At 65.2% G+C, this 22638-nt stretch carries 22 protein-coding genes; 10 read left to right on the forward strand and 12 right to left on the reverse strand.

Going from position 1 to position 22638, the window contains the following annotated elements:
- Positions 1-3 precede the first annotated feature (3 nt).
- From Q8M13_RS08655 to Q8M13_RS08670, 4 genes are all read right to left on the reverse strand, one after another.
- Complete coding sequence (locus Q8M13_RS08655; protein ID WP_305299400.1) at positions 4-324, reverse strand: response regulator; 321 nt, start codon at positions 322-324, stop codon at positions 4-6.
- Positions 325-1107 (reverse strand): hypothetical protein, encoded by a 783-nt coding sequence (locus Q8M13_RS08660; protein WP_305299402.1) that lies wholly within the window; start codon positions 1105-1107, stop codon positions 325-327. It lies immediately after the preceding gene.
- 187 nt (positions 1108-1294) lie between these two features.
- Positions 1295-3832, reverse strand: a complete 2538-nt coding sequence (locus tag Q8M13_RS08665; RefSeq protein ID WP_305299404.1) for a TonB-dependent receptor — start codon at positions 3830-3832, stop codon at positions 1295-1297.
- Between the two features lie 398 nt (positions 3833-4230).
- Positions 4231-6984 (reverse strand): TonB-dependent receptor, encoded by a 2754-nt coding sequence (locus Q8M13_RS08670; RefSeq protein WP_370869995.1) that lies wholly within the window; start codon positions 6982-6984, stop codon positions 4231-4233.
- Between the two features lie 481 nt (positions 6985-7465).
- On the opposite strand from Q8M13_RS08670, the gene queC reads away from it, so the two are divergent.
- Genes queC through Q8M13_RS08685 form a run of 3 tightly spaced genes read left to right on the forward strand, consistent with a single transcriptional unit; the run spans position 7466 to position 9238 of the window.
- Entirely contained in the window at positions 7466-8197 is a 732-nt protein-coding gene (gene queC, locus Q8M13_RS08675; RefSeq protein WP_305299407.1) for a 7-cyano-7-deazaguanine synthase QueC, read from the forward strand.
- Entirely contained in the window at positions 8194-8826 is a 633-nt protein-coding gene (queE, locus tag Q8M13_RS08680; RefSeq protein ID WP_305299408.1) for a 7-carboxy-7-deazaguanine synthase, read from the forward strand. The genes queC and queE overlap by 4 nt, the downstream gene beginning before the upstream one ends.
- Before the next feature lie 37 nt (positions 8827-8863).
- Positions 8864-9238, forward strand: coding sequence for a 6-carboxytetrahydropterin synthase (locus Q8M13_RS08685; protein WP_305299410.1), 375 nt, complete (start codon positions 8864-8866; stop codon positions 9236-9238).
- Here Q8M13_RS08685 and Q8M13_RS08690 read toward each other — a convergent pair.
- The 4 genes from Q8M13_RS08690 to Q8M13_RS08705 are packed head-to-tail and all read right to left on the reverse strand — an operon-like array spanning position 9235 to position 11894.
- Positions 9235-9450: a hypothetical protein gene (locus Q8M13_RS08690; protein WP_305299411.1), complete on the reverse strand. Its 216-nt coding sequence runs from the start codon at positions 9448-9450 to the stop codon at positions 9235-9237. The two genes, Q8M13_RS08685 and Q8M13_RS08690, sit on opposite strands and share 4 nt — an antisense overlap.
- Before the next feature lie 59 nt (positions 9451-9509).
- Positions 9510-10019: a response regulator gene (locus Q8M13_RS08695; protein WP_305299413.1), complete on the reverse strand. Its 510-nt coding sequence runs from the start codon at positions 10017-10019 to the stop codon at positions 9510-9512.
- 36 nt (positions 10020-10055) lie between these two features.
- A complete protein-coding gene (gene aroC, locus Q8M13_RS08700; protein WP_305299414.1) occupies positions 10056-11177 on the reverse strand; it encodes a chorismate synthase in 1122 nt (373 codons plus the stop codon).
- A 33-nt stretch (positions 11178-11210) separates the two neighbouring features.
- Positions 11211-11894, reverse strand: a complete 684-nt coding sequence (locus Q8M13_RS08705) for a DnaJ domain-containing protein (protein ID WP_305299416.1) — start codon at positions 11892-11894, stop codon at positions 11211-11213.
- 101 nt (positions 11895-11995) lie between these two features.
- On the opposite strand from Q8M13_RS08705, the gene pdxH reads away from it, so the two are divergent.
- Positions 11996-12661 carry a pyridoxamine 5'-phosphate oxidase gene (gene pdxH, locus Q8M13_RS08710; RefSeq protein ID WP_305299418.1) on the forward strand — a complete coding sequence of 222 codons (666 nt, stop codon included), beginning with the start codon at positions 11996-11998 and terminating at the stop codon, positions 12659-12661.
- Positions 12658-14160, forward strand: a complete 1503-nt coding sequence (locus Q8M13_RS08715; RefSeq protein WP_305299420.1) for a bifunctional aminoglycoside phosphotransferase/ATP-binding protein — start codon at positions 12658-12660, stop codon at positions 14158-14160. The genes pdxH and Q8M13_RS08715 overlap by 4 nt, the downstream gene beginning before the upstream one ends.
- 4 nt (positions 14161-14164) lie before the next feature.
- Here Q8M13_RS08715 and Q8M13_RS08720 read toward each other — a convergent pair whose 3' ends face one another.
- Both Q8M13_RS08720 and Q8M13_RS08725 read right to left on the reverse strand, forming a co-directional pair.
- Complete coding sequence (locus tag Q8M13_RS08720) at positions 14165-15292, reverse strand: endonuclease/exonuclease/phosphatase family protein (protein ID WP_305299421.1); 1128 nt, start codon at positions 15290-15292, stop codon at positions 14165-14167.
- A 95-nt stretch (positions 15293-15387) separates the two neighbouring features.
- Positions 15388-16566 carry an NAD(P)/FAD-dependent oxidoreductase gene (locus Q8M13_RS08725; RefSeq protein ID WP_305299422.1) on the reverse strand — a complete coding sequence of 393 codons (1179 nt, stop codon included), beginning with the start codon at positions 16564-16566 and terminating at the stop codon, positions 15388-15390.
- A 181-nt stretch (positions 16567-16747) separates the two neighbouring features.
- On the opposite strand from Q8M13_RS08725, the gene Q8M13_RS08730 reads away from it, so the two are divergent.
- Both Q8M13_RS08730 and Q8M13_RS08735 read left to right on the forward strand, forming a co-directional pair.
- Complete coding sequence (locus tag Q8M13_RS08730) at positions 16748-18586, forward strand: long-chain-fatty-acid--CoA ligase (protein ID WP_305299423.1); 1839 nt, start codon at positions 16748-16750, stop codon at positions 18584-18586.
- A 128-nt stretch (positions 18587-18714) separates the two neighbouring features.
- A complete protein-coding gene (locus Q8M13_RS08735; protein WP_305299425.1) occupies positions 18715-19008 on the forward strand; it encodes a hypothetical protein in 294 nt (97 codons plus the stop codon).
- Positions 19009-19164: 156 nt separating this feature from the next.
- Here the strand turns inward: Q8M13_RS08735 and Q8M13_RS08740 are convergent, their stop codons facing one another.
- Positions 19165-20061 carry an MBL fold metallo-hydrolase gene (locus tag Q8M13_RS08740; protein WP_305299426.1) on the reverse strand — a complete coding sequence of 299 codons (897 nt, stop codon included), beginning with the start codon at positions 20059-20061 and terminating at the stop codon, positions 19165-19167.
- A 66-nt stretch (positions 20062-20127) separates the two neighbouring features.
- On the opposite strand from Q8M13_RS08740, the gene Q8M13_RS08745 reads away from it, so the two are divergent.
- On the forward strand, positions 20128-20292 hold the full coding sequence (locus Q8M13_RS08745; RefSeq protein ID WP_305299427.1) for a hypothetical protein: 165 nt from the start codon (positions 20128-20130) through the stop codon (positions 20290-20292).
- On the opposite strand, the gene Q8M13_RS08750 is transcribed toward Q8M13_RS08745, so the two are convergent.
- Complete coding sequence (locus Q8M13_RS08750) at positions 20289-20699, reverse strand: TIGR01244 family sulfur transferase (protein WP_305299429.1); 411 nt, start codon at positions 20697-20699, stop codon at positions 20289-20291. The two genes, Q8M13_RS08745 and Q8M13_RS08750, sit on opposite strands and share 4 nt — an antisense overlap.
- Before the next feature lie 108 nt (positions 20700-20807).
- On the opposite strand from Q8M13_RS08750, the gene oppB reads away from it, so the two are divergent.
- Complete coding sequence (gene oppB / locus Q8M13_RS08755) at positions 20808-21731, forward strand: oligopeptide ABC transporter permease OppB (protein WP_305299431.1); 924 nt, start codon at positions 20808-20810, stop codon at positions 21729-21731.
- A 44-nt stretch (positions 21732-21775) separates the two neighbouring features.
- Complete coding sequence (locus tag Q8M13_RS08760) at positions 21776-22636, forward strand: ABC transporter permease (RefSeq protein ID WP_305299433.1); 861 nt, start codon at positions 21776-21778, stop codon at positions 22634-22636.
- Positions 22637-22638 lie beyond the last annotated feature (2 nt).

The following is a 22638-nucleotide window of genomic DNA, read 5'->3' on the forward strand; positions in this document are numbered from 1 at the left end:
CCCTTACGCGGCGGCAGCGTCGCCTTCGGCGAGGTTTTCTTGCAGGGCGCGCAGCAAGTTCTCGGGCTTCATCGGCTTTTCGACGACGCCGTTCATACCCGCTTTCAGGTATCCGGCGGCGTCTTCCGGATCGGCGTTGGCGGTCAGGGCGATGATCGGCACGCGGCCGGCCGCGCCGGGGAGGGCCCGAATCTCGCGTGTGGCGGTCACCCCATCCATGCGGGGCATCTTGATATCCATCAGGATCAGGTCGAACCGACCGGTCCGCGCCGCTTCAAGGGCTTCAACGCCGTCCGTAGCCGACTCCGAGGTGAAATCGAACATCTAGCAGAGGGTCTCGGCTACCTTGCGGTTGGTGGCGTTGTCGTCGACCACCAGGATGTGGGCGGCGCGTTCCGACTGGTGCAGGGTCTCTTCGGCCTCGACGACGGGTTTGGCGCTGGGCACCGCGACTTCGAACACCAGGGTCTCGCCGGCGCCGACATTCACTTCCGAACGGACTGTGCCGTTCATGGCCTCGACGATGTTGCGGCCGAGCGCCACGCCCAGGGCCGTCTCCAGGCCGAACAGGGCCTCGATTTCGCGGATGTCGAGGGCGCGGTCGCCCATCACCCGGTCGCCGCCGCCCCGCACGCGGCCTTCCAGATGGGCGATGTCGCCGTCGGCGGTGGTCTTCAGGCTGACTTCGACCGCGCCGCGTCGGACGCTTGCCAAGGCCTGGGCGATGAAGGCGTCGAAGACCTGATGCATCCGGATCGTGTCGGCCATGATCAGGGCGTCGGGATCGCCATCATAGGAGACCAGCAGGGTGACGCCGCCATCGGTGGCGCGATCCTGCCACCTGGCTTGGACTTCGTCAGCCAGTTCGGCCGCGCGCTTTGGCTGGAGATCGAAGTGCAGCCCCTCGGACGAGGCGGTCTTGAGGTCGGTGGAAGACGAGAGAATCTGGCGCACGGCGCGTGCGGCCTCGGCGACCCCCGCGATGCAGGCCTGGGCGTCGGCGCCGACCGGCTGACGGGCCAAGCGTTCGGCCAGCGCGAGAACGCCTTCCATCTGCTGATGGATCTCGCTGGTTACGCGCTCGAAGAAAAATTCGGGCAGGGACATGAACGCCGAGGGTCCTGGGGGAACTTATGCTCACCATGGGCCTAAGCGCTTGCGGAGACGTTAAATTCCACCTGGGGGTTAGCGGTCATTTGACGCGGGCGCGAAAATAAATGTGGGGTTCCCGACAAAGGGAAAGGGCGGCGGGATCGCTCCCACCGCCCTCTCTTTGTCTCGGATTTTCCGGATCTTAGAAGCGGTATTGCAGCTCGACGCCGTAGGTCCGCGGCTGGATCAGGCCGCGAGTGATCGAGGTGCTGGTCTGACGCAGGTACGTCGTGCCGCCAACCGCGAGGCCCGGGTTCGGATCGGCGAACACCGCGGTCGGGTTGGTCGAGGAGGTCGAGGTGAAGCCTTCCTCGTCGGTGACGTTTTTCACGTAACCGATCAGTGAGTAACGGTCTTGGGCGTCCTTCCACAGAACCCGCAGATCGGCGGTGCCATAGGCCGGCACGGCGAAGTCGGGATTATCGAAGGGCTGATAGGTCGTCTCGTCGGTCCAGGTGTAGGTCCCCGAGAGGATCAACGAGCCCGGCGTGAAGTCGAAGGTGTAGTTGGCGTTCAGGGCGAACTTGTTTTCCGGTGACTGATAGATCTTCGAGCCGGCCAGATCCTGGAAGCGGAACAGAACGCCATTGTTGACCGCCGTGCCGCCGCTGGGACGAGCCGTCGACTTCAGGGCGCTCGGATCCGCCGGGTCGTAGAAGCAGCAACCCTTGGTGATTTCGGTGTGCAGGTAGCCGTACGAGGCGGAGATCTGCAGCGGTTGGATCGGCTGCCAGGTGGCCTCCAATTCCAGGCCGTAGGCTTCGGCGTCGACGTTCACGAAGTTGTTCGAGGCGGCGGTGCCGGCCGCGTTCAGCTGCGACAGGTTGAGCTGCAGGCCCTCGAAGTCGTTGTAGAAGGCAGCGGCGTTCAGGATCAGGCGACCGCCGATGGTCTTCTTCATGCCGAGTTCGTAGGCGTTGACCGCTTCTTCGTCGGCGGTCGGCTTAGCGGCCAGGGTGCCGAGCAGGAAGCCGCCCGACTTATAGCCGCGGCTGTACTTCGCATAGACCAGGGTGTCGTCGTCCGGGGTCCAGTCGAGGTTCAAGGTTCCGGTGACGGCGCTCCAGCTGTCCGAAAGGTTGCGATAGTTCTGAACGCCGGGCTTGGTCGGGTCCATGTCGCTGGAGACGTCGACCGCGGCGGCGCCAAAGGCCCCCGTCGGGTTGAACAGCACCAAGCGTTGGGATTCGAAGCCGTCCTTCTCATCCTTCGTGTAGCGCAGGCCGGCAGTGATCGCCCACTGGTCGTTGAACTTGTAGGTGCTTTGACCGAACACGGCCCAAGCCTTGGATTCCAGCTCTGCCTGGTTGTCGGCGAAGTTACGCGACGGGTTGGTGGCGGAGAGACCGGCTGCTGCGAGCCCAGCAACGCCAGGAGCCTGACCGTTGATCGAGCCGTAGTAGAAGCTCGGCGTCGCGAGTTGGGCTTGGAGCGGGCTGCCCAGTTGGATGCGCTGACGGTATTGCTCTTTGTATTGGTAGAGGCCGACGATCCAGTTCAGCGGGCCGTCGCTGTTCGAGGTCAGGTTGATCTCGTTCGAGTAGTACTTCTTGTGCTCGTTGAAGTCGGTCGTCTGGTCGCTGAAGACCGGCGTGTTCAAGGGACCTGACAGGTACGATGTCGTGGTGTTGGTGGCGTCATAGTCGCCGCCGGTCTGGTAGTTGTACTGCTGGAAGCCGCCGATGTACTTCAGCTCGGCCCAGCCCAGATCGTAGCTGATCGTGGTGGTGAACAGGTGGTTGCCGCGCAGTTGGCCGTAGCCGTCGCGGTTGGTCCACTGCTTGTAGGGATCGTTGACGCCGGGGTTCGGGATAGCCGCGCCGAACTGACCGTTGGGAACCAGGCCGCCGATCGGCTGGAACGGGCGGGTGGTGTCGTAGGGCGTGATCAGGTTGGCGAGACGGTCGCCGACGCCGGTGCTGTCGTCCCAGTTCGAGCGGCTGTAGCGCGCCCAGATGTTGAGGTTGTCGCCAAGCTCGGCTTCGCCCTGGATTTCGAAATAGGTGCGCTTGATCGTGCCGGCGTCGTTGCCGTCGCCCAGGTTTTTGATGAAGCCTTCGCGTTGCCAGTCTTGAGAACCGCCGATCTTGAAACGGAGGTTGTCGGCGACTGGGATCGAAACCGTGCCTTCGATCTTAGTGCGGTCGTAGTTGCCGTAGCCGGCGCGGATCTCACCGCCGAAGTCGTGCGACGGGCGCTTGGAGATGGTGTTGACGGCCCCGCCCATGGCGTTGCGGCCGTACAGCGTGCCTTGCGGGCCGCGCAGAATTTCGGTGCGCTCCACGAACAGCGAGCTCTTGAACAGTTCCGACGAGGAGGCCGAGTAGAAGCCGTCGGTGTAGGTCGCGACGCCCGGATCGTTGCCGATGTAGAAGGTGTTGCGGCCGGCGCCGCGCAGCGAGACGCGGTCGGTGCCGGAATAGTTCATGCCCGGCGTGAAGTTCACGAAATCCTGGATGTTGGTCATCCCGCGGATGTCGCGCTGTTGCGAGGTGTAGGCCGAGACGGCGACCGGTACGTCCTGCAGCGCCTGTTCGCGCTTCTCGGCGGTGACCACCAGTTCTTCGATCTGGAAGCTTTCGGTCTCTTGGGCGTAGGCCGGGGCCGAGATCGCCGAGAGCGTCAGGGCCGACGCGCTCAAGGCAAGCAGGGTCCGCAGGCGCGGAGCTTTATTGGACATCAGTATCCTCCCAGGGCGGCGGGGCTGGAGCACCCTCTGAATCCGCCCGCGTGATGCGTATGCAGTGTGATGGTCCGGCGCGGGGAGGCGCCGGCTGGAGCGGACCCTCGGGCCCACTCTCGGCGGCGTCAATATTAAGGCTGATAACTGATCATGATTCAGTTGAGCTTCCAGCGTTCTGTGGCGGAAATACCGCGCTTTCAAATCGCATGTACAAAACTGACCGTCGTTCTTTGACGTAACGGTGAATCAAACGGAAACAGGAATTGCGTGCGGGCTCTAAGCGAAGCGCCCCGTACCCATCCTACAAATCGGCTTGGGGGCCGTCATCGGCGCAAAGAAAAACCGCCGCCCCGAGGGGCGGCGGCAAAGGTTGTTTGGCTGAGATGGTGAGGTGATCAGAACCGCTTTTGGAGCGAGACGCCGTAGGTCCGTGGTTCGGTGTAGAAGGCGTTCCGGAACAGTCCGGAAGAGTCGTCGGTCAGGTAAAAGTCGGTGATGGCTTCCTCGTCGGTTGCATTTTTGACGAAAGCGCCAATTTCCCAACCGGAGTCCGGATTGGCGATGGTGAGCGTCAGATTGACGTTCTGCCAGCCATCGATCTTGTCGGTCTCGGCGTTGTAGATCCGAGCATAGGTGTCGGTCTGCTTGTAGTAGTCGCCGCGCAGCGTGGCCGACCAGTTGTTGCCGAACTCGATCGTGTACTGGGCGCCCAGCGAGATCGTCCAATGCGGGGCGTTCGGCAGTTCCCGGCCATCCAGGCTGACCGGCACGCCGTCGCTGACGAGGCCGCCGAAGGCGTTGGTCCCGACCGCAAGCGCGCCGCCGCCGATATTCGTGCCCGCGCCGGCTGTCGAGGCCGGGGTGCAGGCGCTGAGCAGGGCGAACGGATTGCCAATCGCGTTCGAGATGCTCAGGGCGGTCTGGGCCGCGACCATGTCGATCACGCAGTTGGACGCCGCGCTCGACTTGATCACCACCAGGTTCGGATTGCTCTGGGTGCGATTGAAGGTGTCGATGGATTGGCCGCTGCTGATCTCGGTGTCGAGCCAGCCGATAGCGGCGTTCAGGCGCAGGCCTTGCAGTGGTTGCCAGACCGACTCCAACTCCACGCCCTTGATCTTGGCGTCGATGTTTTCGTTGGTGGAGGCGCGGTTGATGATCTTGGAGACCTGGTAGCCCTTGTAGTCATAGTGGAAGGCCGTGGCGTTCAAGGTCATGGTGCCGTTGAGTATGGTGTTCTTCGCGCCGATCTCGATGGCGTTCACGAACTCCGGATCGAAGGTCGCCGGGCCGCAGATGACGCCGCCGCCGCCGCTGCAGGGCGAGTTCAGACCCCCGGCCTTATAGCCGCGCGAATAGAAGGCGTAGAGCAAGGTGTCGTCGGTGAAGCCCAAGTCAGGCTTCCAGTCGAAGCCGAAGCGGCCAGTGGTTTCCTTGAACTGGACCTTCAGGATGTCCGGAGTGCCGGGCAGCGGGCCGCCGGGGCCGATGCCGGGCACGCCGAGCGCAACCTGGTGGTTTTCGACTTCCTTCTTGTCGTCGGTGTAGCGGAGCCCGAGGGTCCACTTGAAGGTGTCGTTCATCTGCCAGTAAAGCTCGCCGAAGAAGGCGTGTGAGGCGAGATCGTAGGGGCCGTAGGAGTCATAGTAGTTGCGGCCGCTGCGATCGGGATCGCTGTTCGGGTCGACGGTGATGCAAGGCGCAGCGCCGACGCAGTTGGGGTTGCCCGTCGCGAGCAGGTTGTTGATCTGGTAGTAGCCGGTCCCCGTGTTGAACATCACGTAGTAGTCGCCGGTCGCTTGGTACCGCAGCATGTTGGCGCCGAGGTTGAAGTTGAACGGCCCGTCATAGGCCGACTGCAACCGCAGTTCATGATTCCACTGCGTCGTTTCAGCCGAGGAGATGTCGCTGGTCGTGAAGCGGTTGTAGGGCGAGTTCTGCGGGTCGTTGATCACGCCGCCGGGGAACAGGCTGGCGTAGAGCGCGCCATAGCCGGGTACGGCGGCGAAGGCGTTCACAGGGTTCGGCGAGCTGTTGAACGCGTTGCTGGGGACGTAGCGGTTGTAGTCCTGGCGCGTGAACAGGTCGAAGTCGGTGTAGGCCACCAACCAGTTCAACCGCAGATTCTCGGTCAGGTCCCAGTCGACGTTGAACTGGTAGATGTCGGTCTTGGACCGGTAGATCGGATCGAAGGTCGACTCGATGTCGCGGACGTCTTGCGTCTGCATCTTGCCCGCGTAGGCGTCGCCGGTCTGGAAGCCGCCCAAGGCGCCGAACAGGCCCCCCAGCGTGCCCTGCGAGTTGACCGTCCCCAGGACGTTTGGCGAGTAGAGCGAGGTGGCTTGGCAGCCCTGGCTGAAGAGGCCGCGCTGGATCTGTCCGATCAGGCCGCCGGCGGCGGTGGAATATCCCAGCCCGCCGATGTTGGCCGGTCCGGTGTCCTTGGTGCAGAACTGCTTGCCGATCCGGGAGCGATTGTCCTCTTCATTGAAGTGATCGATCAGGAAGTAGGCGTGGAACTCTTCGGTCGGCTGGAAGCTCAGGGTCGCGCGCAGACCGTATAGGTCCCGGTCGTCCGCATCGTGGCCGGTGACAAGATTGGTCCCGAAGCCGTCACGCTTAAGATAGGTCCCCGCCAGACGCAGGGCGAAGGTGTCGTTGAGCGGAAGGTTCACCATCCCGCGTAGCTTGCGGGTGCTGAAGTTGCCGATTTCGCCGCGGATCAAGGCTTCGAACTCGTCCGTCGGCTTGGCGGTGATCAGGTTGACCACGCCGCCGGTGGCGTTGCGTCCGTACAGCGTGCCCTGAGGGCCGCGCAGCACTTCGACCCGCTCCATGTCGTAGAACTCGGTCTCGAACAGATTGTTCGAAATCAGCGGGGCGTTGTTCAGGTGGATGCCGGTGCCGGCGTCACCGGAGCCCGCGACCAGCTTGGAGCCGATGCCCCGGATCTGGAAGTTGTAGCCGGTGAAGTTACCCTTGGAGAAGTTCACGTTGGGGACGGCGAGGACCAGGTTGGGGCCGCCGTCGATCTTGCCCTTCTGAAGGGCTTCCTGGTCGAACGCAGAAACGGCGATCGGGACGTCTTGCAACGCCTCTTCTCGCTTTTGCGCGGTGACGACCAATTCCTGGATAACGTTCTGGGCCAAGGCAGGCGACGCCACTGTACTCATTGCCGCCGCAGACGCGCCCACGATCAGTAGGCTCCGCAAGTGCAGAGTATTCAACATTCCAGATTCCTCCCAGTACGTCCGAGGCTCTCTACATATCGGCCCGGTACGTCGCATCGCCGCGCAAGGTTTAATCAAGGGGCTGGCGACCATTCCCCCGACAATGCCAAAGCTCGCGCTCAGTTCTGGAGTCTGTCAACGTGACGCAGATAAGTTATCAACGATAACGTCTAAACTTCCATGGGGATGTTGCTCAAATACCAATGTTTCGAAAACTGACAATTTTTGGTAGCGCGCTCGGTCACGAAGGTTCGAAAGCTCATCAACTGATGACTTTTGTAATGCTGCGACTGCGAACACTTGCTGCGTCGCAAATGTTAGATGATGCGGTATGGGGAGGGGCGCGAAGTCTCGCCGCACTGGGCTTTCGGTTTGGCGCTGGCGCGCGCATATGGGGCCGATGAGCGAAGTCATCCCTCAAACCCGCGCCTTGGTGTTGTTCTCAGGCGGCCAGGATTCCAGCGTCTGCCTCGCCTGGGCCCTGGCCCGACATGGTCATGTCGAGACCGTTGGCTTTGACTATGGCCAGCGACACTCTGTGGAAATGGAACAGCGTTCTGTGGTTTTGGGCGCGATCCGCGCGCGTTTCCCGCAGTGGGCCGACCGGCTGGGCGAGGATCATGTTCTCGACCTGCGTGGTTTCGGCGCCGTCGGCGAGACCGCGATGACCGAAGAGCGGGCGTTCGAGGTCACCGAAAAGGGCCTTCCCAACACCTTCGTGCCAGGCCGAAATCTCGTCTTCCTGACCTACGCCGCCGCCTTGGCCGATCGACGCAAATTGCAGTTTCTAGTGGGCGGGATGTGCGAGACCGACTTCTCGGGCTATCCGGACTGCCGCCGCGACACGCTTGAGGCGCTTGAAAAGGCGCTGAACATGGGCATGGCGCAGGATTTCGTGGTCGAGACGCCGTTGATGTGGCTCACCAAGGCCCAGACCTGGGGTCTGGCCCAAGATCTGGGCGGCGAGGAGCTGGTCCAGCTGATCCTGGAAGACAGCCATACGTGTTATCGGGGCGCGCGCGGTGATCGCCACGATTGGGGCCATGGCTGCGGGGATTGCCCCGCCTGCGACCTGCGGGCCAAGGGGTGGCGCGAGTGGGTGGCGGCCGGCCGGCCGGGGATCGGCGCATGAGCTACGCCGTCAAAGAGATATTCCTGACGCTTCAGGGCGAGGGCGGCCAGGCGGGCCAGCCGGCGGTCTTCTGCCGGTTTGCGGGATGCAACCTCTGGTCGGGCCGCGAGGAAGATCGCGCCGCCGCGGTCTGCACATTCTGCGACACCGACTTTGTCGGCATGGACGGCGAGGGCGGCGGGCGTTTCGCGACCGCCGACCTCTTGGCGCAGGCGGTGGAAGCGGCCTGGATCGGCGGGCCGGACAACCGATTGGTCGTCTGCACCGGCGGCGATCCTTTGCTGCAACTGGATCCAGTGCTGATCGAGGCCCTGCATGCGCGCGGCTTCCGGATCGCCATGGAGACAAATGGCACCTTGAAGGCGCCGCCCGGCATCGATTGGATCTGCGTCAGCCCCAAAGCCCAGGCCCAGGTCGTGCAGACCAGCGGCCAGGAGTTGAAGCTGGTTTTCCCTCAGGTCGGGGTCGATCCGGCCAGTTTCGAGCACCTCGAATTCGAGCGCTTCCTGCTGCAGCCGATGGATGGCCCGGCGCGTGTCGAAAACACGCAGGCGGCGATCGCCTATTGCCTCGCGCACCCTCGGTGGCGTTTAAGCGTCCAAACTCACAAGTACCTCGGCATTCCGTAGACCGCTTCCGGTCTGCGAACGCCCCAAGACCTGCGCAATGACCCAACCTGTTTTTGAAATTACCAAGGCCGCCACGTTCGATGCGGCGCACTACTTCGCCGATGGGCCGGAGCACCGGCCCTATGCCAATCTGCATGGCCATTCGTTCAAGGTCGAAGCGACTGTGCGCGGCGTCCAGCAGGAGCCTGTCGGCTGGGTGGCCGACCTGGCCGATCTCGACGCCGAACTGAAGGCGGTCGCCGCGCAACTCGATCATGGCCTGCTGAATGAAAAGCCGGGACTGGAGCGTCCAACGCTCGAGCACCTATGCCTCTACTTCGCCGAACGGCTGAAGGTACGCTTCCCAGGCCTTTCGCGAATTGTCGTGTCGCGACCGACCATCAGCGAAAGCTGCGCCCTCAACGTCGCCTAGCGGCGCCTTTCGTCCTTCTCGTCATCCCCGTCCGGGATGACCGCGCCGGCGGCCATGCCGACGCCCTTGGCGGTGACGCCTACGGCCGCTCCGGTGACGCCGACAGCGACGCCCGCCACCGTGCCGACCGCCGCCGCTGCAAGGCAGCCGCTCAGGGGCGCAGCCAGTAGTCCGAGCAGGCACAGCCGACGGGCGAGGCGGGGAATGTTCATGGCGAACTCCAGAGGAGCCACCGCCGTAATCGACAAACGTCGCTAAATGGTGGCCGCGATCACGTCTTGAGCGGGCGCACCGTCGGGCCGTCGGCGGCGCGCCGCCAGGGGCCAGGATGTTCCGGATCGTTTTTGCGGCGCCGGTCGGGCCCGAAATAATCGTCCGTTCGGATGAACGGGCGCGGGTGGTCGATGATCTGCTGCAGCCTTCCGATCACACCGCGCGCGGTGATCGGCTTGGCCATGAACTCATTGACCCCGACGTCCCGGGCTTCGTGAATCCGCCGCAGGGTGGAATGGCCGGTGATCATCAGGACCGGTACCATCGGATTGGGGCTGTCGGGCGAGTTGCGAAGCAGCCGCACGAAGTCGATGCCGTCGAGCGGCTCCATCGCCAGGTCGGTCAGCACGATGTCGATATTGTGGGCCCGCATGACCTGTAGGCCCTCGGCCCCGTCGCTGGCCTCGTAGATTTGCTGGATGCCGATGGCGCGCAGGATCTCGGTCAACAAGACCCGCGTGTGTCGGATGTCGTCGACGATCAGGATCTTCAGGAGGTCTAGGCGCACGGTCGCTGGCTTTTCGTTGTCAGGATCGCGGCGGCTCTAAACGCGGCCATCGCCGCCGGGGACCAAGGCCCCGCCGCCGGTTTGGCCGCGATGGCGCAGATAGGCGTCGGCCAGTACGCAGGCGGTCATGGCCTCGACTACTGGCACGGCCCGCAGGCCCACACAGGGGTCGTGGCGACCCTTGGTGCGCAGGTCGATCTCCTCGCCCGCCTCATTGAGGCTGCGGCGCAGGGTGAGGATCGAGGAGGTGGGCTTGAAGGCGACGCGGGCCACCACCGGCTGGCCGGAGGAGATGCCGCCCAGGATGCCGCCGGCGCTGTTGGACAGGAACATCGGGCCGTCATTGCCCATGCGCATCTCGTCGGCGTTTTCCTCGCCGGAGAACGCGGCCGAAGCGAAGCCCGCGCCGATCTCGACGCCCTTGGAGGCGTTGATCGACATCAGGGCGGCCGCAAGTTCGGCGTCGAGCTTGCCGTAGACAGGCGCGCCCCAGCCGGCCGGAACGCCCACCGCCTCCACCTCGACGATGGCGCCGGTCGAGGAGCCGGCCTTGCGGACCTTTTCCAGGTGCTCTTCCCAAACAGGAACCATCTGGGCGTCAGGGCACCAGAAAGGGTTCTCGGTCCGCTGATCCCAATCGAAGCGGCTGCGGTCGACGGCGTGCGGGCCGATCTGGACCACCGCAGCGCGGATCGTCACGCCCGCAAGGATCTTGCGGGCCACGGCGCCGGCGGCCACCCGCGAGGCGGTCTCGCGGGCCGAGGCCCGTCCGCCGCCGCGATAGTCGCGCACGCCGTACTTGGCGAAATAGGTGTAGTCGGCATGGCCCGGCCGGAACTGGGTGGCGATCTCGCCGTAGTCGCGTGAGCGCTGGTCGACATTCTCGATCATCATCGAGATCGGGGTACCGGTGGTGACCTGGCCACCGGTGCGTTCGTCTTCGAACACGCCGGACAGGATTTTCACCGCGTCCGGTTCCTGGCGTTGAGTAACGAACTTGCCTTGGCCCGGACGGCGCTGGTCGAGCCAGACCTGGACCTCTTCGGCGGTCAGCGGCAGGCCGGGAGGGCAACCATCAACCACGCAGCCGAGAGCCGGCCCATGGCTCTCGCCCCAGGTGGTGACACGGAAGAGGTGGCCGAAGGTGTTGTGCGACATGCTGGCGCTTTTAAAGGCGGGACGCCGACTGCGCTAGGCCGCCCACGCGGCGGCGAAGCGGCGACGCAGGGTTCTGGCGGCGGAATCTGTGGTGCGGACCTGAGCCGCGAGCCGCAGGAAGAGATGTCCCTGCCGGTGCGGACCGCGGGCCGGCAGGCCTTGGCCGACCAGCCGGACCAAGCCTCGCTCGCCGGCCTTTCGGGTCACCCAGACCACGCGACGGCCCAGCGGCGTGTCGAGCGCCACTCGTCCGCCCTGGGCCAGCAGGCCCGGGTCCAACGGCACGGTGAGCCAGAGGTCGTCTCCCCGCACCAGCATTTCGCCCTCGCCGCGCACCGTGATCTCGAACTCGATGTCGCCAACGCGCAGGGTGTCGCCGGTGCGCAGGCCTTCGGGCAGAGTGATCTTCAGGCGACGGCCACTGGCCAGCCGGTGCATCAGCACGCCGCCGTTCATCGCCAGCAGCGGGGTGATGTCCAGGCGGCTGTCGACAGTGGCCGGGCGCACGACGGTCGCCGGGGGCTGGATGATGCTGTCGGTGATCTTGGGCGCATTGAGCAGGCGATAGGCTTCCACCGCCAGCCGAAACCGTTCGGCGTCCCCGCCTGGACGATCTGGATGGGCCAGCTTGGCCGCCTCGCGGAAGGCCAGCCGAAGCTCGGCCGCGGTGGCGAGCGGCGAGACCCCAAGGATCTCGCGCGCCTGCTTCCTATGCATCGTTTCGGGTTGGGGCGCGGCCATCGCCCGGACTTTGCGACCATCGTGGTCAACGCACCGTTAAACATGCCAAGCGCGCGAACTCGCGCTATACGGCGACCATGAGCGACAAGACCGCCATTCCCCCGTCTCCCAGCGAAGACGAGTACGTCCGTCAGGTGTCCGCGGCCGAGCCGCCGCCGCTACTGTCCGCCCAGGACCCGTTCGAGCTGTTCGCCGAATGGATGAAGGAGGCTGTCGCCAAGGAGCCGAACGACGCCAACGGCATGGCGCTGTCCACGGTCGATGAGACCGGTATGCCGGACTCTCGCATGGTGCTGCTGAAGGACGCCGGCCCGGACGGCTTCGTCTTCTACAGCAACCTTGGGAGCGCCAAGGGCCGCCAGCTCGCGGCCAATCCGAAGGCGGCGCTGCTGTTCCACTGGAAGTCCCTGCGTCGCCAGGTGCGGGTGCGCGGGACCGTGGTTCCGGTGACGCCTGAAGAGGCCGACGCTTACTTCGCCACCCGCGCGCGGCCCGCCCAGATCGGGGCGTGGGCCTCGGAGCAGTCCCGGCCCTTGCCCGACCGGCTGGCGCTCGAAAAGCGTATCGCCGAGATGGGCCTGAAGTTCGGGATCGGGAAGGTGTCGCGTCCGCCTCACTGGTCGGGCTTCCGGGTTGTGCCAGATACCATTGAGTTCTGGCGCGACCGGCCGTTCCGCCTGCACGAGCGCCTGGTGTTCGTGAAGGTCGGGGAGGGCTGGACCACTCAGCGCCTCTATCCTTGACGGACGCCGAAGAGGCTGAGGTCACAGCCTGGTTCGGCGAGCGCGCCGAGCGGACGATCGAGACAGCCTGTGCTCGCGTATTCCTGGCCGGAGACACCGCCTTCAAGGTCAAGCGGCGGGTCGAGCTCGGCTATCTGGACTATTCGACCCTGGACCTGCGCCACTGGGCGCTGGAGCGTGAGCTTCGGTTCAACCTGGCCGCCACCTCCGACATATATCGCGCCGTCCGCCGGCTGACTCGAACCGCCGATGGCGGCCTGGAGCTGGACGGCCCGGGAACGGTGGTCGAGTTCGCGCTGGAAATGCGCCGGTTCGATGAGAGCTTCGTGCTGGCCGCGCGGCCCTGGGCCGTGGACGGCGAACTGGCCGAGGCCATGGGGCGCGAGGTGGCTGGGCTTCATGCGCGGGCCACGGTCCGGCCGCAAGGCGGTGGCGGCAAGGCCCTGAAATACACCATCGATTCCAACGCCAAATTGATCCGGGAGTTGACGCCGCAACTGGGCGAGGAGCGGGTCGAGGCGTTGGTGACGGCCACGGACGCCGAATACTACCGCCGCGAGGCGCTGTTGGACGCGCGCCGGACCGCGGGGTTCGCGCGCCAATGCCACGCCGACCTGCACCTGGGGAACATCCTGCTGGAGGGCGGCAAGCCGATCCTCTTCGACTGCATCGAGTTCAACGACGTGCTGTCGGACATCGATATTCAGTACGATCTCGCATTCCTGTTGATGGATCTGGACTTCCGCCGCCGCCGTGACGCCGCGGTGCGGGTGCTGTCGGCCTATATGGATGAGGGACTGCGGCACTCCGGGCCAGATCTGCTGGCCGGCCTTGCCGCACTCCCGCTGATGATGGCCGTGCGGGCTGGCGTGCGCACCCACGTCCAGGCTCACAGCGGCGACTATCAGGCCGCCAGCGACTATCTGGACGCCGGCCTGCGCCATCTGTCGCCGCCACCGCCGAAGTTGACGGCGGTTGGAGGGCTCTCGGGCAGCGGCAAGTCGACCTTCGCGCGCCTCATCGCACCGGGGCTCGGCGCGTCGCCGGGCGCGGTGGTGCTGCGCACCGACGAGATCCGCAAACGGCTGCTTGGCGTCGCGCCCGATGCATCGCTGCCGTCGACCGTCTATTCGCCGGCCTTCTATGCCGAGGTCTACGAGGCTCTGTTGAGCGAGGCTCGTACCTTGTTGGCCGCCGGCCGCGCAGTGGTGGTGGACGCGACCTTCATCCAGCCAGACCTGCGCGCGCGGGTCGAGAACCTCGCGGTAGAGGCTGGCGTGCCATTCCATGGCGTTTGGCTGGAGGCCGCGCCAGAGGTGTTGGCCGAGCGCATCGAGGGCCGGAAGGGCGATGCTTCCGACGCCACCGTCGCCACCCTGCGCATGCAGCTTGATCGCGATGTCGGGCCGATCGACTGGGTGCGGGTGGACGCCTCGGGTCCGGCTCAGGACGCGGCGGAAGCATGGTCGGTCAAGCACGGCGGATCGCCGCTGCCTTGATTTTTCAGGGCTTGCCGGACATTTTCACGTCGGAGCTCGCGACCTGCGGCGTCTCCGTCGGCGTGCCCTGAGCGGGTGCCGGCGCGGGGGCGGCGGCCGCGGCGACTTCGGCGTTCCAACTGAACCGATAGCGGACCAGATAGCCGTCGTGATCGGAGAGGCGGCGGCGGCCAGGCTGGGGTCCAAACACCTTTTCCACCCTGACGGGGCGAACGCTCACCGCGCCGTCGCTGGCGAACGCCTGGAGGTCCTGGGAGCGCAGCCAGGGTTGCTCGCCATCGACGGGGGGTTGCCCGTCGCACGGGTTGGACGGGTGATTGCAGAATTCGCTGACCACGACATAGGGCCGCTCGGCCGCCTGGTAGTCGTAGCGTTCGGGCGCATTCCTGACGTTGAAATCGCCGCCGATCAGCAGCGGTGTCTCGGCCTTCCAGTGGTTGTTGATAAAGGCGTTGAGTTCCTCGGTCTGCAGGTTGTGGGCGCGCAGGGACCGCTTCACCGGCACCCGCGAGGCGCCCCGCGAATTCAGGTGGGTGTTGATGATGTCGAGGTCTTGCGGCAGGTCCGGCGGCGCGAGGCGGACCAGCATGGCCCCCTTGTTGGCCAGGCAGTCGAACCCGGCGCAGAAGCGGTAGGGGGTGTTGCGCACCTCCACCATGGGCACGTCGCTCAGCACATGCAGGCCGGCGCTAGTGAACTTTCCCCAGCCCTCTCCGAAACGCACATAGCGGACGCGGCGGTATTTGCGGCCGTCCTCCGGGGCCGTGCCGGACGCCCGCTCGCCGCGCGTCGGTCCCTGGGCCCAGTAGCGGTAGCCGCTGGTCTTCACCAGATCGCTGACTTCGCTGCGGAAGTCTTCCTGGATCAGCACGACGTCCGGCTGGCGGCCTTCTGCGCGCATCGCGGCCAGCTCGGCTCCGATCTTCTTGAGCGCCTTGGCCCGACCGGTCGCGATGGGCCAGGGCAGGCCGCGGACATTGTAGGTGAGGACGCTGATTTCAGCGCTGTGGGTGTCAGCCGGGGCAGGGCGCTCGATCGTCAGCACGGGCGGCGGCGCGAACGAGGTTTTGTCGGCGTGCGGGGTAGTCGCCGCGGTGGCCGTCAGTACGGGGACTATGGCTGTCGCCGCCAAGTTCACAGGTCGAAGGTTTCCGCTTGGTTGGAGCCAGCCGACGAAACTATCTCGGCTTCCAGCGCCTGCGCCAAATGAACAACCGGTGAGGCTCGCTAGACAGCTTGCCCCGCGACCCAACCCGATGACCAGGCCCACTGGAAATTATAACCGCCCAGCCAGCCGGTGACATCGACCACCTCGCCGATGAAATAGAGCCCCGGTACGTCCTTGGCGGCCATGGTCTTGGAATCCAGTTGGCTGGTGTCGACGCCGCCGAGCGTCACCTCGGCGGTCCGGTAGCCCTCGGAGCCGACCGGCTTGACGGTCCAGGCGTTCACCGCCTCGTCGATGCGGGCGATCAGCTTGTCCGACAGGTCGCCGACGTTGTTCGGCGCGCCGATCTCGTCGAGGATCATCTGCGCCACGCGGCGCGGAAGGTGATCGGCCAGCACCGTGATCACCGCCTGTTTGCCCCGTGATCCGCGCGCGGCCTTCAGGACCTCGGTCAGCTTGACGCCGGGGGCCATCGTCACCGTGATCGCCTGGCCCTCGCGCCAGTAGGACGAGATCTGCAGGATAGCCGGGCCGCTGAGACCGCGATGGGTGAACAGCATGGCCTCGGCGAACTTGGTCTTGCCGCAGGCGGCCACCGCGTCGACCGCGACCCCCGCCAACGGCTTCAGGCGCTCTAGGGTTTTGATCTCGAAGGTCAGGGGAACCAGCGCCGGCCGGGTCTCGATGATGTTCAGGCCGAACTGCTGGGCGATCTCATAGCCGAAACCGGTAGCGCCCATCTTCGGGATGGACTTGCCGCCGCTGGCGATCACCACCGAGGCGCAGGTGACGGTGCCATGGGGCAGGGCGAGGCGGAAACCGCTCTCGGTCTTCTCGATCTTCTCGACCGCTGTCCGCAGCCGCAGTTCGACGCCGTTCGCCCGCATCGCCCGCGTCAGCATCTCGATGATCTGCTTGGCGGAGTCGTCGCAGAAGAGCTGGCCCAGGGTCTTCTCGTGATAGGCTATGCCCTCGCGCTCGACCCAGGCGACGAAGTCCTTCTGCGTGTAGCGGCGCAGCGCCGAGATGGCGAAGTGCGGATTGGCCGAGATGAAGTTGGCCGGCCCGGCGTGGATGTTGGTGAAGTTGCAGCGGCCGCCGCCGGAGATACGGATCTTCTCGCCAGGGGCCGCGGCGTGGTCGACGACCAGCACCTTGCGGCCGCGCTTGCCGGCCTCGATCGCGCACATCATGCCCGCCGCGCCCGCGCCGATCACGACGACGTCAAAAGAGTCCAATTGCCGCCTCGCGACCAAGTGAAGATGCCGCCCTTCGATAAGAGGCCGGTCTCCAAGTCAACCTGAGCCGTGGCGCGGTTCAGTTTACGTCGCTTGCTTCACCGACCCGCGTTGCTTTGCCGACTTGGTGAATCTAGCTTGCGGGCCAGCCCAAAAGGGCAACGTCGGGAGGAATAAAAATATGCAAGGCTTGATGCAGGACTGGCCGTTGACGGTCGACAAGATCCTGGACCACGCCAAGGCCTGGCACGGGGGACGCGAGATCGTCAGCCGTTCGGTCGAGGGACCGATCGTCCGCACCACCTATGCCGAGGTTTATGAGCGCGCCAAGCGGGTGTCCAACGCCCTGCTGGGCTTGGGGATTTTGCCAGGCGACCGGGTCGCCACCCTGGCCTGGAACACCGCTCGCCACGTCGAGGCCTGGTACGGGATCATGGGGATGGGGGCGATCTGCCACACCTTGAACCCGCGACTGTTCGCCGAGCAGCTCGTCTACATCATCAACCACGCCGATGATCGGATCATCCTGACCGATCTCACATTCCTGCCGATCCTCGCTTCGATCCGCGATCAGATCCCCGGCGTGAAGCACATCATCGTTCTGGCCGACGAGGCCCATCTGGGCGACAGCCTGCCGGGCGCCTTGGCCTATGAGACCCTGGTGGCGAACGCCTCGGCCGACATCGCCTGGGGCGGCTTCGACGAAAACACCGCCGCGGGCCTTTGCTACACGTCGGGCACGACGGGCAATCCTAAGGGCGTGCTCTACTCCCACCGCTCGAACTTCCTGCACACCCTGGTGACCATGGGGTCCGACGTGCTCGGGATCAAAGCCACCGACACGGTGCTGCCGGTGGTGCCGATGTTCCACGCCAACGCCTGGGGTCTGGCGTTTTCAGCGCCGGCGGTGGGCGCCAAGCTGGTCATGCCCGGTCCGAAACTGGACGGCGCCTCGGTGCACGAACTGCTGGAGACCGAGGGCGTCACCTTCTCGGCCGCCGTGCCGACGGTCTGGCAGATGCTGCTCACCCACCTGCGCACCAGCAAGGGCACGCTCAGCACCCTGAAGCGCGTGGTGATCGGCGGCTCGGCCGTGCCTGAGGCTATCGTCCGAGGCTTCCGTGACGAATACGGCGTCGATGTCACCCATGCCTGGGGCATGACGGAGACCTCGCCGCTCGGCACCCAGGCCACCCCCAACCACGCCATCGCCCAGATGGGTGACGAACAGCAGCTGCAGTTCAAATTGAAGCAGGGCCGCGCCCCGCTCGGCATCCAACTCAAGCTGGTGGACGATGAGGACAAGCTCCTGCCGCACGACGGCGAGACGTTCGGGCGGCTGAAGGTGTCCGGCCCGTTTGTGGTCGGCGAGTACTTCAAGTCCGAGGGCGGCAATATCCTCGACGCCGAGGGCTATTTCGACACCGGGGACGTGGCGACCATCGACGAGCATGGCGTGATGCAGATCACCGACCGCGCCAAGGACGTGATCAAGTCGGGCGGCGAGTGGATCTCGTCGATCGAGATCGAGAACATCGCCGCAGGCCACCCGAAAGCCGAGCTGGCCGCGGTGATTGGCGTCGCGCACCCGAAGTGGGATGAGCGGCCGCTGCTGCTGGTCAAGCTGATGGCGGGCGAGAGCGCGGCCAAGGACGAGTTCCTGCAGTTCCTGGACGGCAAGATCGCGAAGTGGTGGATGCCTGACGACGTGGTGTTTGTGGACGAAATCCCGCTGGGCGCCACGGGCAAGATCGACAAGAAGCTGATCCGTGAGCGGATGAAGGACTATGTGCTTCCCGCCTCCAGCCCGGCGACCAGCGGAACTGCAGCGCTCGCCGCGCCGCCTGAACCCAAGATCTACGCGCCGGAGCCTCCGGTCGCCGTGGTCGAGGACGACGCCTGGCTGAACTGGACTTTGGACGCCGCCCAGGCTGTGGACCGGAGCCATCCCACGCAACCCGCCGCCGTCGATCAGGCGGAGGCCCCGGCGGACGCCCAAGGCCCTTTTCCGGCGAAGTAGTCGCAGGCGACCTCCGGCTCCGGTCATCGCCGACGTCTTCGGCGGCGGCTCGGCCGGAGGCAGTCTCGCGGCGCTTCGCCGACCTCTATCTGCACGCGGCCACGCTCATCGCGCTGGCCCCGGCGCTCATGGTCGCGGTCGGCTGGACGGGGGCCAGGTTCGGCCTGCTGAGCGCTGAGTTCGGCCTGGGGGTCATGACCTATCAGTGGGCGCCGCATGTCGCCTCGGCCAGCGTGGCGGCTGGCATCTTTGGCGTCATCGTCGCCCTGATGGCCGGCTTTTCGCGCTTTTGGGTGCGGGCCTTGCTCGTGATCGTCATCACCACCCTGACGCTGTTCGCCTATGTCTGGGAGCGTCAGGCCCAGCCCTGGGCGCCGGCGTTGTCTCACTCCAGCGCGGCGATATTGCATGAACTTGCGTAGGGTTTGATCGGCGTCGTCGGCTCGAAAGAGCCGTGCGTGATCGCCGATATCACCGACGATCAAGCTTGGACGGCCGCGCTGGAGCGCAGCCGCGATGGAATTCTCCGGTGGCTCGAGATGCGGCTACGCGGTGAGCCGCTGGCGCGGAGCTGCCCGTCAGCCGGCTAGCCGGTAGTCGCTCTCGGGCCCCGGCTGGCCGTCGGTCGTCAGTATGCCGCGCCGCTCCAGGTCGATGATATGGCCGAGCACCGAGCGCGCCGCGGCCGGCCAGAGGCGCTTGTCGACGTCGGCGTAGAGCACCGGGACCATGTCCTTGATCCGGCCGTGCCCGTCGGTGACGGCCTTGAGGACTTGGGCCTCGCGAGCGCGGCGGTGGGCGATATAGGCTGCGATGAAGGGATCTACGTCCGGGACGGGCGGGCCGTGTGTCGGCCATAGAGTCGTGAAATTGCGCGCCTTCACCAGGTCCAGGCTTTCCATATAGGCGGTCATGTCGCCGTCCGGGGGCGAGACCACCGTGGTCGACCAGCCCATGATGTGGTCGCCGGAGAACAGGGCGTTCTCTTCTAGCAGGGCGAAGCAGATGTGGTTGGAGGTGTGACCTGGCGTGGCGATCGCCTCCAGGGTCCAGCCGGGTCCCTTGAAGATCGCACCGCCGCCGCAGATGTCGATGTCGGGTGTGAAGTCCAGATCGTGGCCAGCCTCGGTGATAACCACCGAATCGACCGCCTGGCCGCCGACGGCGCAGCCATAGATCTTCGCTCCAGTTTTCTCCTGCAGCGGGCGCGCAAGGGGGGAATGGTCGGAGTGATGGTGGGTGACCAGGATGTGGGTCACCGTCTCACCCTGCAGCGCGGCCATCAGCGCGTCGAGGTGTTCGGGCAGGTCGGGGCCCGGGTCGATGACCGCGACCTCGCCCTTGCCGATGATGTAGGTGACGGTGCCCAGATAGGTGAACGGGCCCGGATTGTTGGCCACCACCCGCCGGATCAGCGGCGAGACCTGGTCGCAGGCGCCGTAGTCGAACTTGATCTCGCGGACATAGGGGATCATCGGCAATATCCTTGGGCGGCGCCCTAATTGCTCGTCCCGACCTCGACTTGATGAATGAGGTCGGTCATGGCGACGGACGCGGCGATTTTTGTATCAAAACGGCTTCAGAGGGTGGTGTCGGCCTTGCTGTGTCTCGTGGCGGCCCACTTGGTGCTGGCGGTCGCGAGCTGCGAACCAGAGCAGGTCGCCATGGGGGCGACCCGCGTCCCGCTCGAATTCAACCAGCCCTAACGGGGAAATGCGCCGGACAGATCATAGCCGGCCTGCGATCCTAGCTCGACAAGCTCCTCGGCGCTGCGCTCGTCGGCCTGGAACTGGCCTAGCGACCAGGTGACAATGGACCGGGTCCCTGAACGGCAGAAGGCCAGAACCGGACCTTCGGCGGCCTCGACCGCGCGATAGTTGGCTTCGACCTGGTCCGGCGTCGGCGCGCCGCGTACCGGAATGTGCACATAGCCAAGTCCAGCGGCCTTGGCGGCGGCCTCGACCTCGGCGCTCGTCGGTTGGCCGGGCTCTTCGCCGTCGGGGCGATTGTTGATCACCAGCTTGAAGCCCAGGCCGGCGGCCGTGGCGAGATCGTCGAGCCCGATCTGGGGGGCGACGGAGAGCTGGTCGGTGACGCGTCGAAAATCAGTCATGTGAGCTACCGGAGGCTGGGAAGAGGACCCTTCGTTGACATCATCGGGGGGCGATGAAAGTTTCGCAACGTCCGGCCGTCAAATGGCCTCCACCTTGAGCCCCCTCAAATGTTGCGTTTCATCGGCCGCCGCCTGCTCGTGGCCATACCGACGCTTTTCCTGGTCGTTACAGTCGCGTTCTTCATGATGCGCGCGGCGCCCGGCAGTCCGTTCGACAGCGATCGCAAGCTCGCGCCCGAGATCGAGCGAAACGTGATGGCGAAATACGGCATGGATAAGCCGATCGGTGAGCAATATTTCAACTATATCAAAGGGGTGGTTCAGGGCGACTTCGGCCCGTCGTTGAAGTATCAGGACAAGAGCGTCCTGGAGATCCTGCAAGAGAACTACAAGGTCAGCCTGGTCCTGGGCCTATCGGCGATCCTGATCGCCAGTATCGTGGGGGTGACGCTGGGCGTCCTGGCCGCGCTTCGGCAGAACGGTCTCATCGACTATGGGGTGATGGGCGTGGCGATCCTCGGGGTGTGTATTCCCACCTTCGTCACCGCGCCGCTGCTGGTGCTGCTGTTCGGATCCCAGCTTCAGATCTTGCCGTCGGGGGGGTGGAACGGCGGCGCGCTGGCGAATCTCATCCTGCCGGTGACCGTGCTCGCCCTGCCGCAGATCGCCATCATCTCGCGGCTGACGCGCGCTGGGATGATCGAGGTGCTGCGCTCCAACTACGTCCGCACCGCCCGCGCCAAGGGCCTGCCCGAGCATCGCATTGTCGCAAAGCACGCCCTGCGCGCGGCCATACTTCCGCTGGTCAGCTACCTCGGCCCGGCCTGCGCCGGCCTGCTGACCGGCTCCCTGGTCGTGGAAAAGATCTTCAACCTGCCGGGCCTGGGGAAGTTCTTCGTCATCTCCGCGCTCCAGCGGGACTACACCGTGGTCATGGGCATGGTGATCTTCTACGCCGCCCTGATCCTTGTCTTGAACCTGATCGCCGACCTTCTTTATGCGGTGCTCGATCCCCGCGTGAGGCTGTCTTGAAGGCTCCCATTCTCGCTCCCGGCTCGCGCGCCGGGGCCCAGGTCATGGAAAAAGCCGTCAAGGGCCGCAGCCTGTGGGATGACGCCCGCCGCCGGCTGTTCCGCAACTGGGCCGCGGTCACCGGCATGGTGGTGCTGGTCGTCCTCGTCGTGGTGGCGTTGATCGGTCCGCATCTGGTGCCGTTCAGCTATGACCAGATCAACAAGAACGACGTCTGGGCGCCGCCGTTGACGGGCGGGCACCTGCTCGGCGCCGATTCCCTCGGGCGCGACTTGCTGGCCAGACTGCTGATGGGCTTGCGGGTGTCGCTGGCGATCGGTCTGGTCGCGACCGTGGTCTCGTTGGTGATCGGCGTCCTTTGGGGGGCGATCGCCGGCTATGTCGGCGGGGCGCTGGATGAGCTCATGATGCGCGTCGTCGATGTGCTCTATTCGCTGCCGTTCATCTTCTTCGTCATCCTGATGATGGTGACGTTCGGGTCGAACATCATCCTTATCTTCGTCGCCATCGGGGCGGTCGAGTGGCTGACCATGAGCCGGATCGTGCGCGGCCAGACCCTGGGCCTGAAGCACAAGGAGTTCGTCGAGGCGGCCCGCGCGGCTGGCCTCAACCAGGGCTCCATCATCACCAAGCACATCATCCCGAACCTGCTGGGGCCGGTGGTGGTCTATGTGACCTTGACGATCCCGGCCGTGATCCTGGCCGAGAGCTTCCTCAGCTTCCTGGGCCTGGGCGTTCAGCCGCCGATGGCCTCGCTGGGCAGCTTGATCGCTAATGGCGCCCAGGACATGGAGCTGGCGCCCTGGCTGCTGATCTTCCCGTCGCTGGTGATGATCGTCACCCTGATGAGCTTCAACTTCATCGGCGACGGGCTGCGCGACGCCATCGATCCGCAGGACAGGTAAGG

Source organism: Phenylobacterium sp. (genome assembly GCF_030681155.1).
Classification (GTDB): Bacteria; Pseudomonadota; Alphaproteobacteria; order Caulobacterales; family Caulobacteraceae; genus Phenylobacterium.

What these genes read in the sequence shown, in the direction of transcription:
- Q8M13_RS08690 (WP_305299411.1), bottom strand. Translation starts at nt 9,450, where the DNA reads ATGAACATTCCCCGCCTCGCCCGTCGGCTGTGCCTGCTCGGACTACTG.
- Q8M13_RS08665 (WP_305299404.1), bottom strand. Translation starts at nt 3,832, where the DNA reads ATGTCCAATAAAGCTCCGCGCCTGCGGACCCTGCTTGCCTTGAGCGCG.
- Q8M13_RS08685 (WP_305299410.1), top strand. Translation starts at nt 8,864, where the DNA reads ATGACCCAACCTGTTTTTGAAATTACCAAGGCCGCCACGTTCGATGCG.
- oppB (WP_305299431.1), top strand. Translation starts at nt 20,808, where the DNA reads ATGTTGCGTTTCATCGGCCGCCGCCTGCTCGTGGCCATACCGACGCTT.
- aroC (WP_305299414.1), bottom strand. Translation starts at nt 11,177, where the DNA reads ATGTCGCACAACACCTTCGGCCACCTCTTCCGTGTCACCACCTGGGGC.
- queC (WP_305299407.1), top strand. Translation starts at nt 7,466, where the DNA reads ATGAGCGAAGTCATCCCTCAAACCCGCGCCTTGGTGTTGTTCTCAGGC.
- Q8M13_RS08730 (WP_305299423.1), top strand. Translation starts at nt 16,748, where the DNA reads ATGCAAGGCTTGATGCAGGACTGGCCGTTGACGGTCGACAAGATCCTG.
- Q8M13_RS08655 (WP_305299400.1), bottom strand. Translation starts at nt 324, where the DNA reads ATGTTCGATTTCACCTCGGAGTCGGCTACGGACGGCGTTGAAGCCCTT.
- queE (WP_305299408.1), top strand. Translation starts at nt 8,194, where the DNA reads ATGAGCTACGCCGTCAAAGAGATATTCCTGACGCTTCAGGGCGAGGGC.
- Q8M13_RS08660 (WP_305299402.1), bottom strand. Translation starts at nt 1,107, where the DNA reads ATGTCCCTGCCCGAATTTTTCTTCGAGCGCGTAACCAGCGAGATCCAT.
- Q8M13_RS08750 (WP_305299429.1), bottom strand. Translation starts at nt 20,699, where the DNA reads ATGACTGATTTTCGACGCGTCACCGACCAGCTCTCCGTCGCCCCCCAG.
- pdxH (WP_305299418.1), top strand. Translation starts at nt 11,996, where the DNA reads ATGAGCGACAAGACCGCCATTCCCCCGTCTCCCAGCGAAGACGAGTAC.
- Q8M13_RS08760 (WP_305299433.1), top strand. Translation starts at nt 21,776, where the DNA reads ATGGAAAAAGCCGTCAAGGGCCGCAGCCTGTGGGATGACGCCCGCCGC.
- Q8M13_RS08705 (WP_305299416.1), bottom strand. Translation starts at nt 11,894, where the DNA reads ATGCATAGGAAGCAGGCGCGCGAGATCCTTGGGGTCTCGCCGCTCGCC.
- Q8M13_RS08740 (WP_305299426.1), bottom strand. Translation starts at nt 20,061, where the DNA reads ATGATCCCCTATGTCCGCGAGATCAAGTTCGACTACGGCGCCTGCGAC.
- Q8M13_RS08745 (WP_305299427.1), top strand. Translation starts at nt 20,128, where the DNA reads ATGGCGACGGACGCGGCGATTTTTGTATCAAAACGGCTTCAGAGGGTG.
- Q8M13_RS08735 (WP_305299425.1), top strand. Translation starts at nt 18,715, where the DNA reads ATGGTCGCGGTCGGCTGGACGGGGGCCAGGTTCGGCCTGCTGAGCGCT.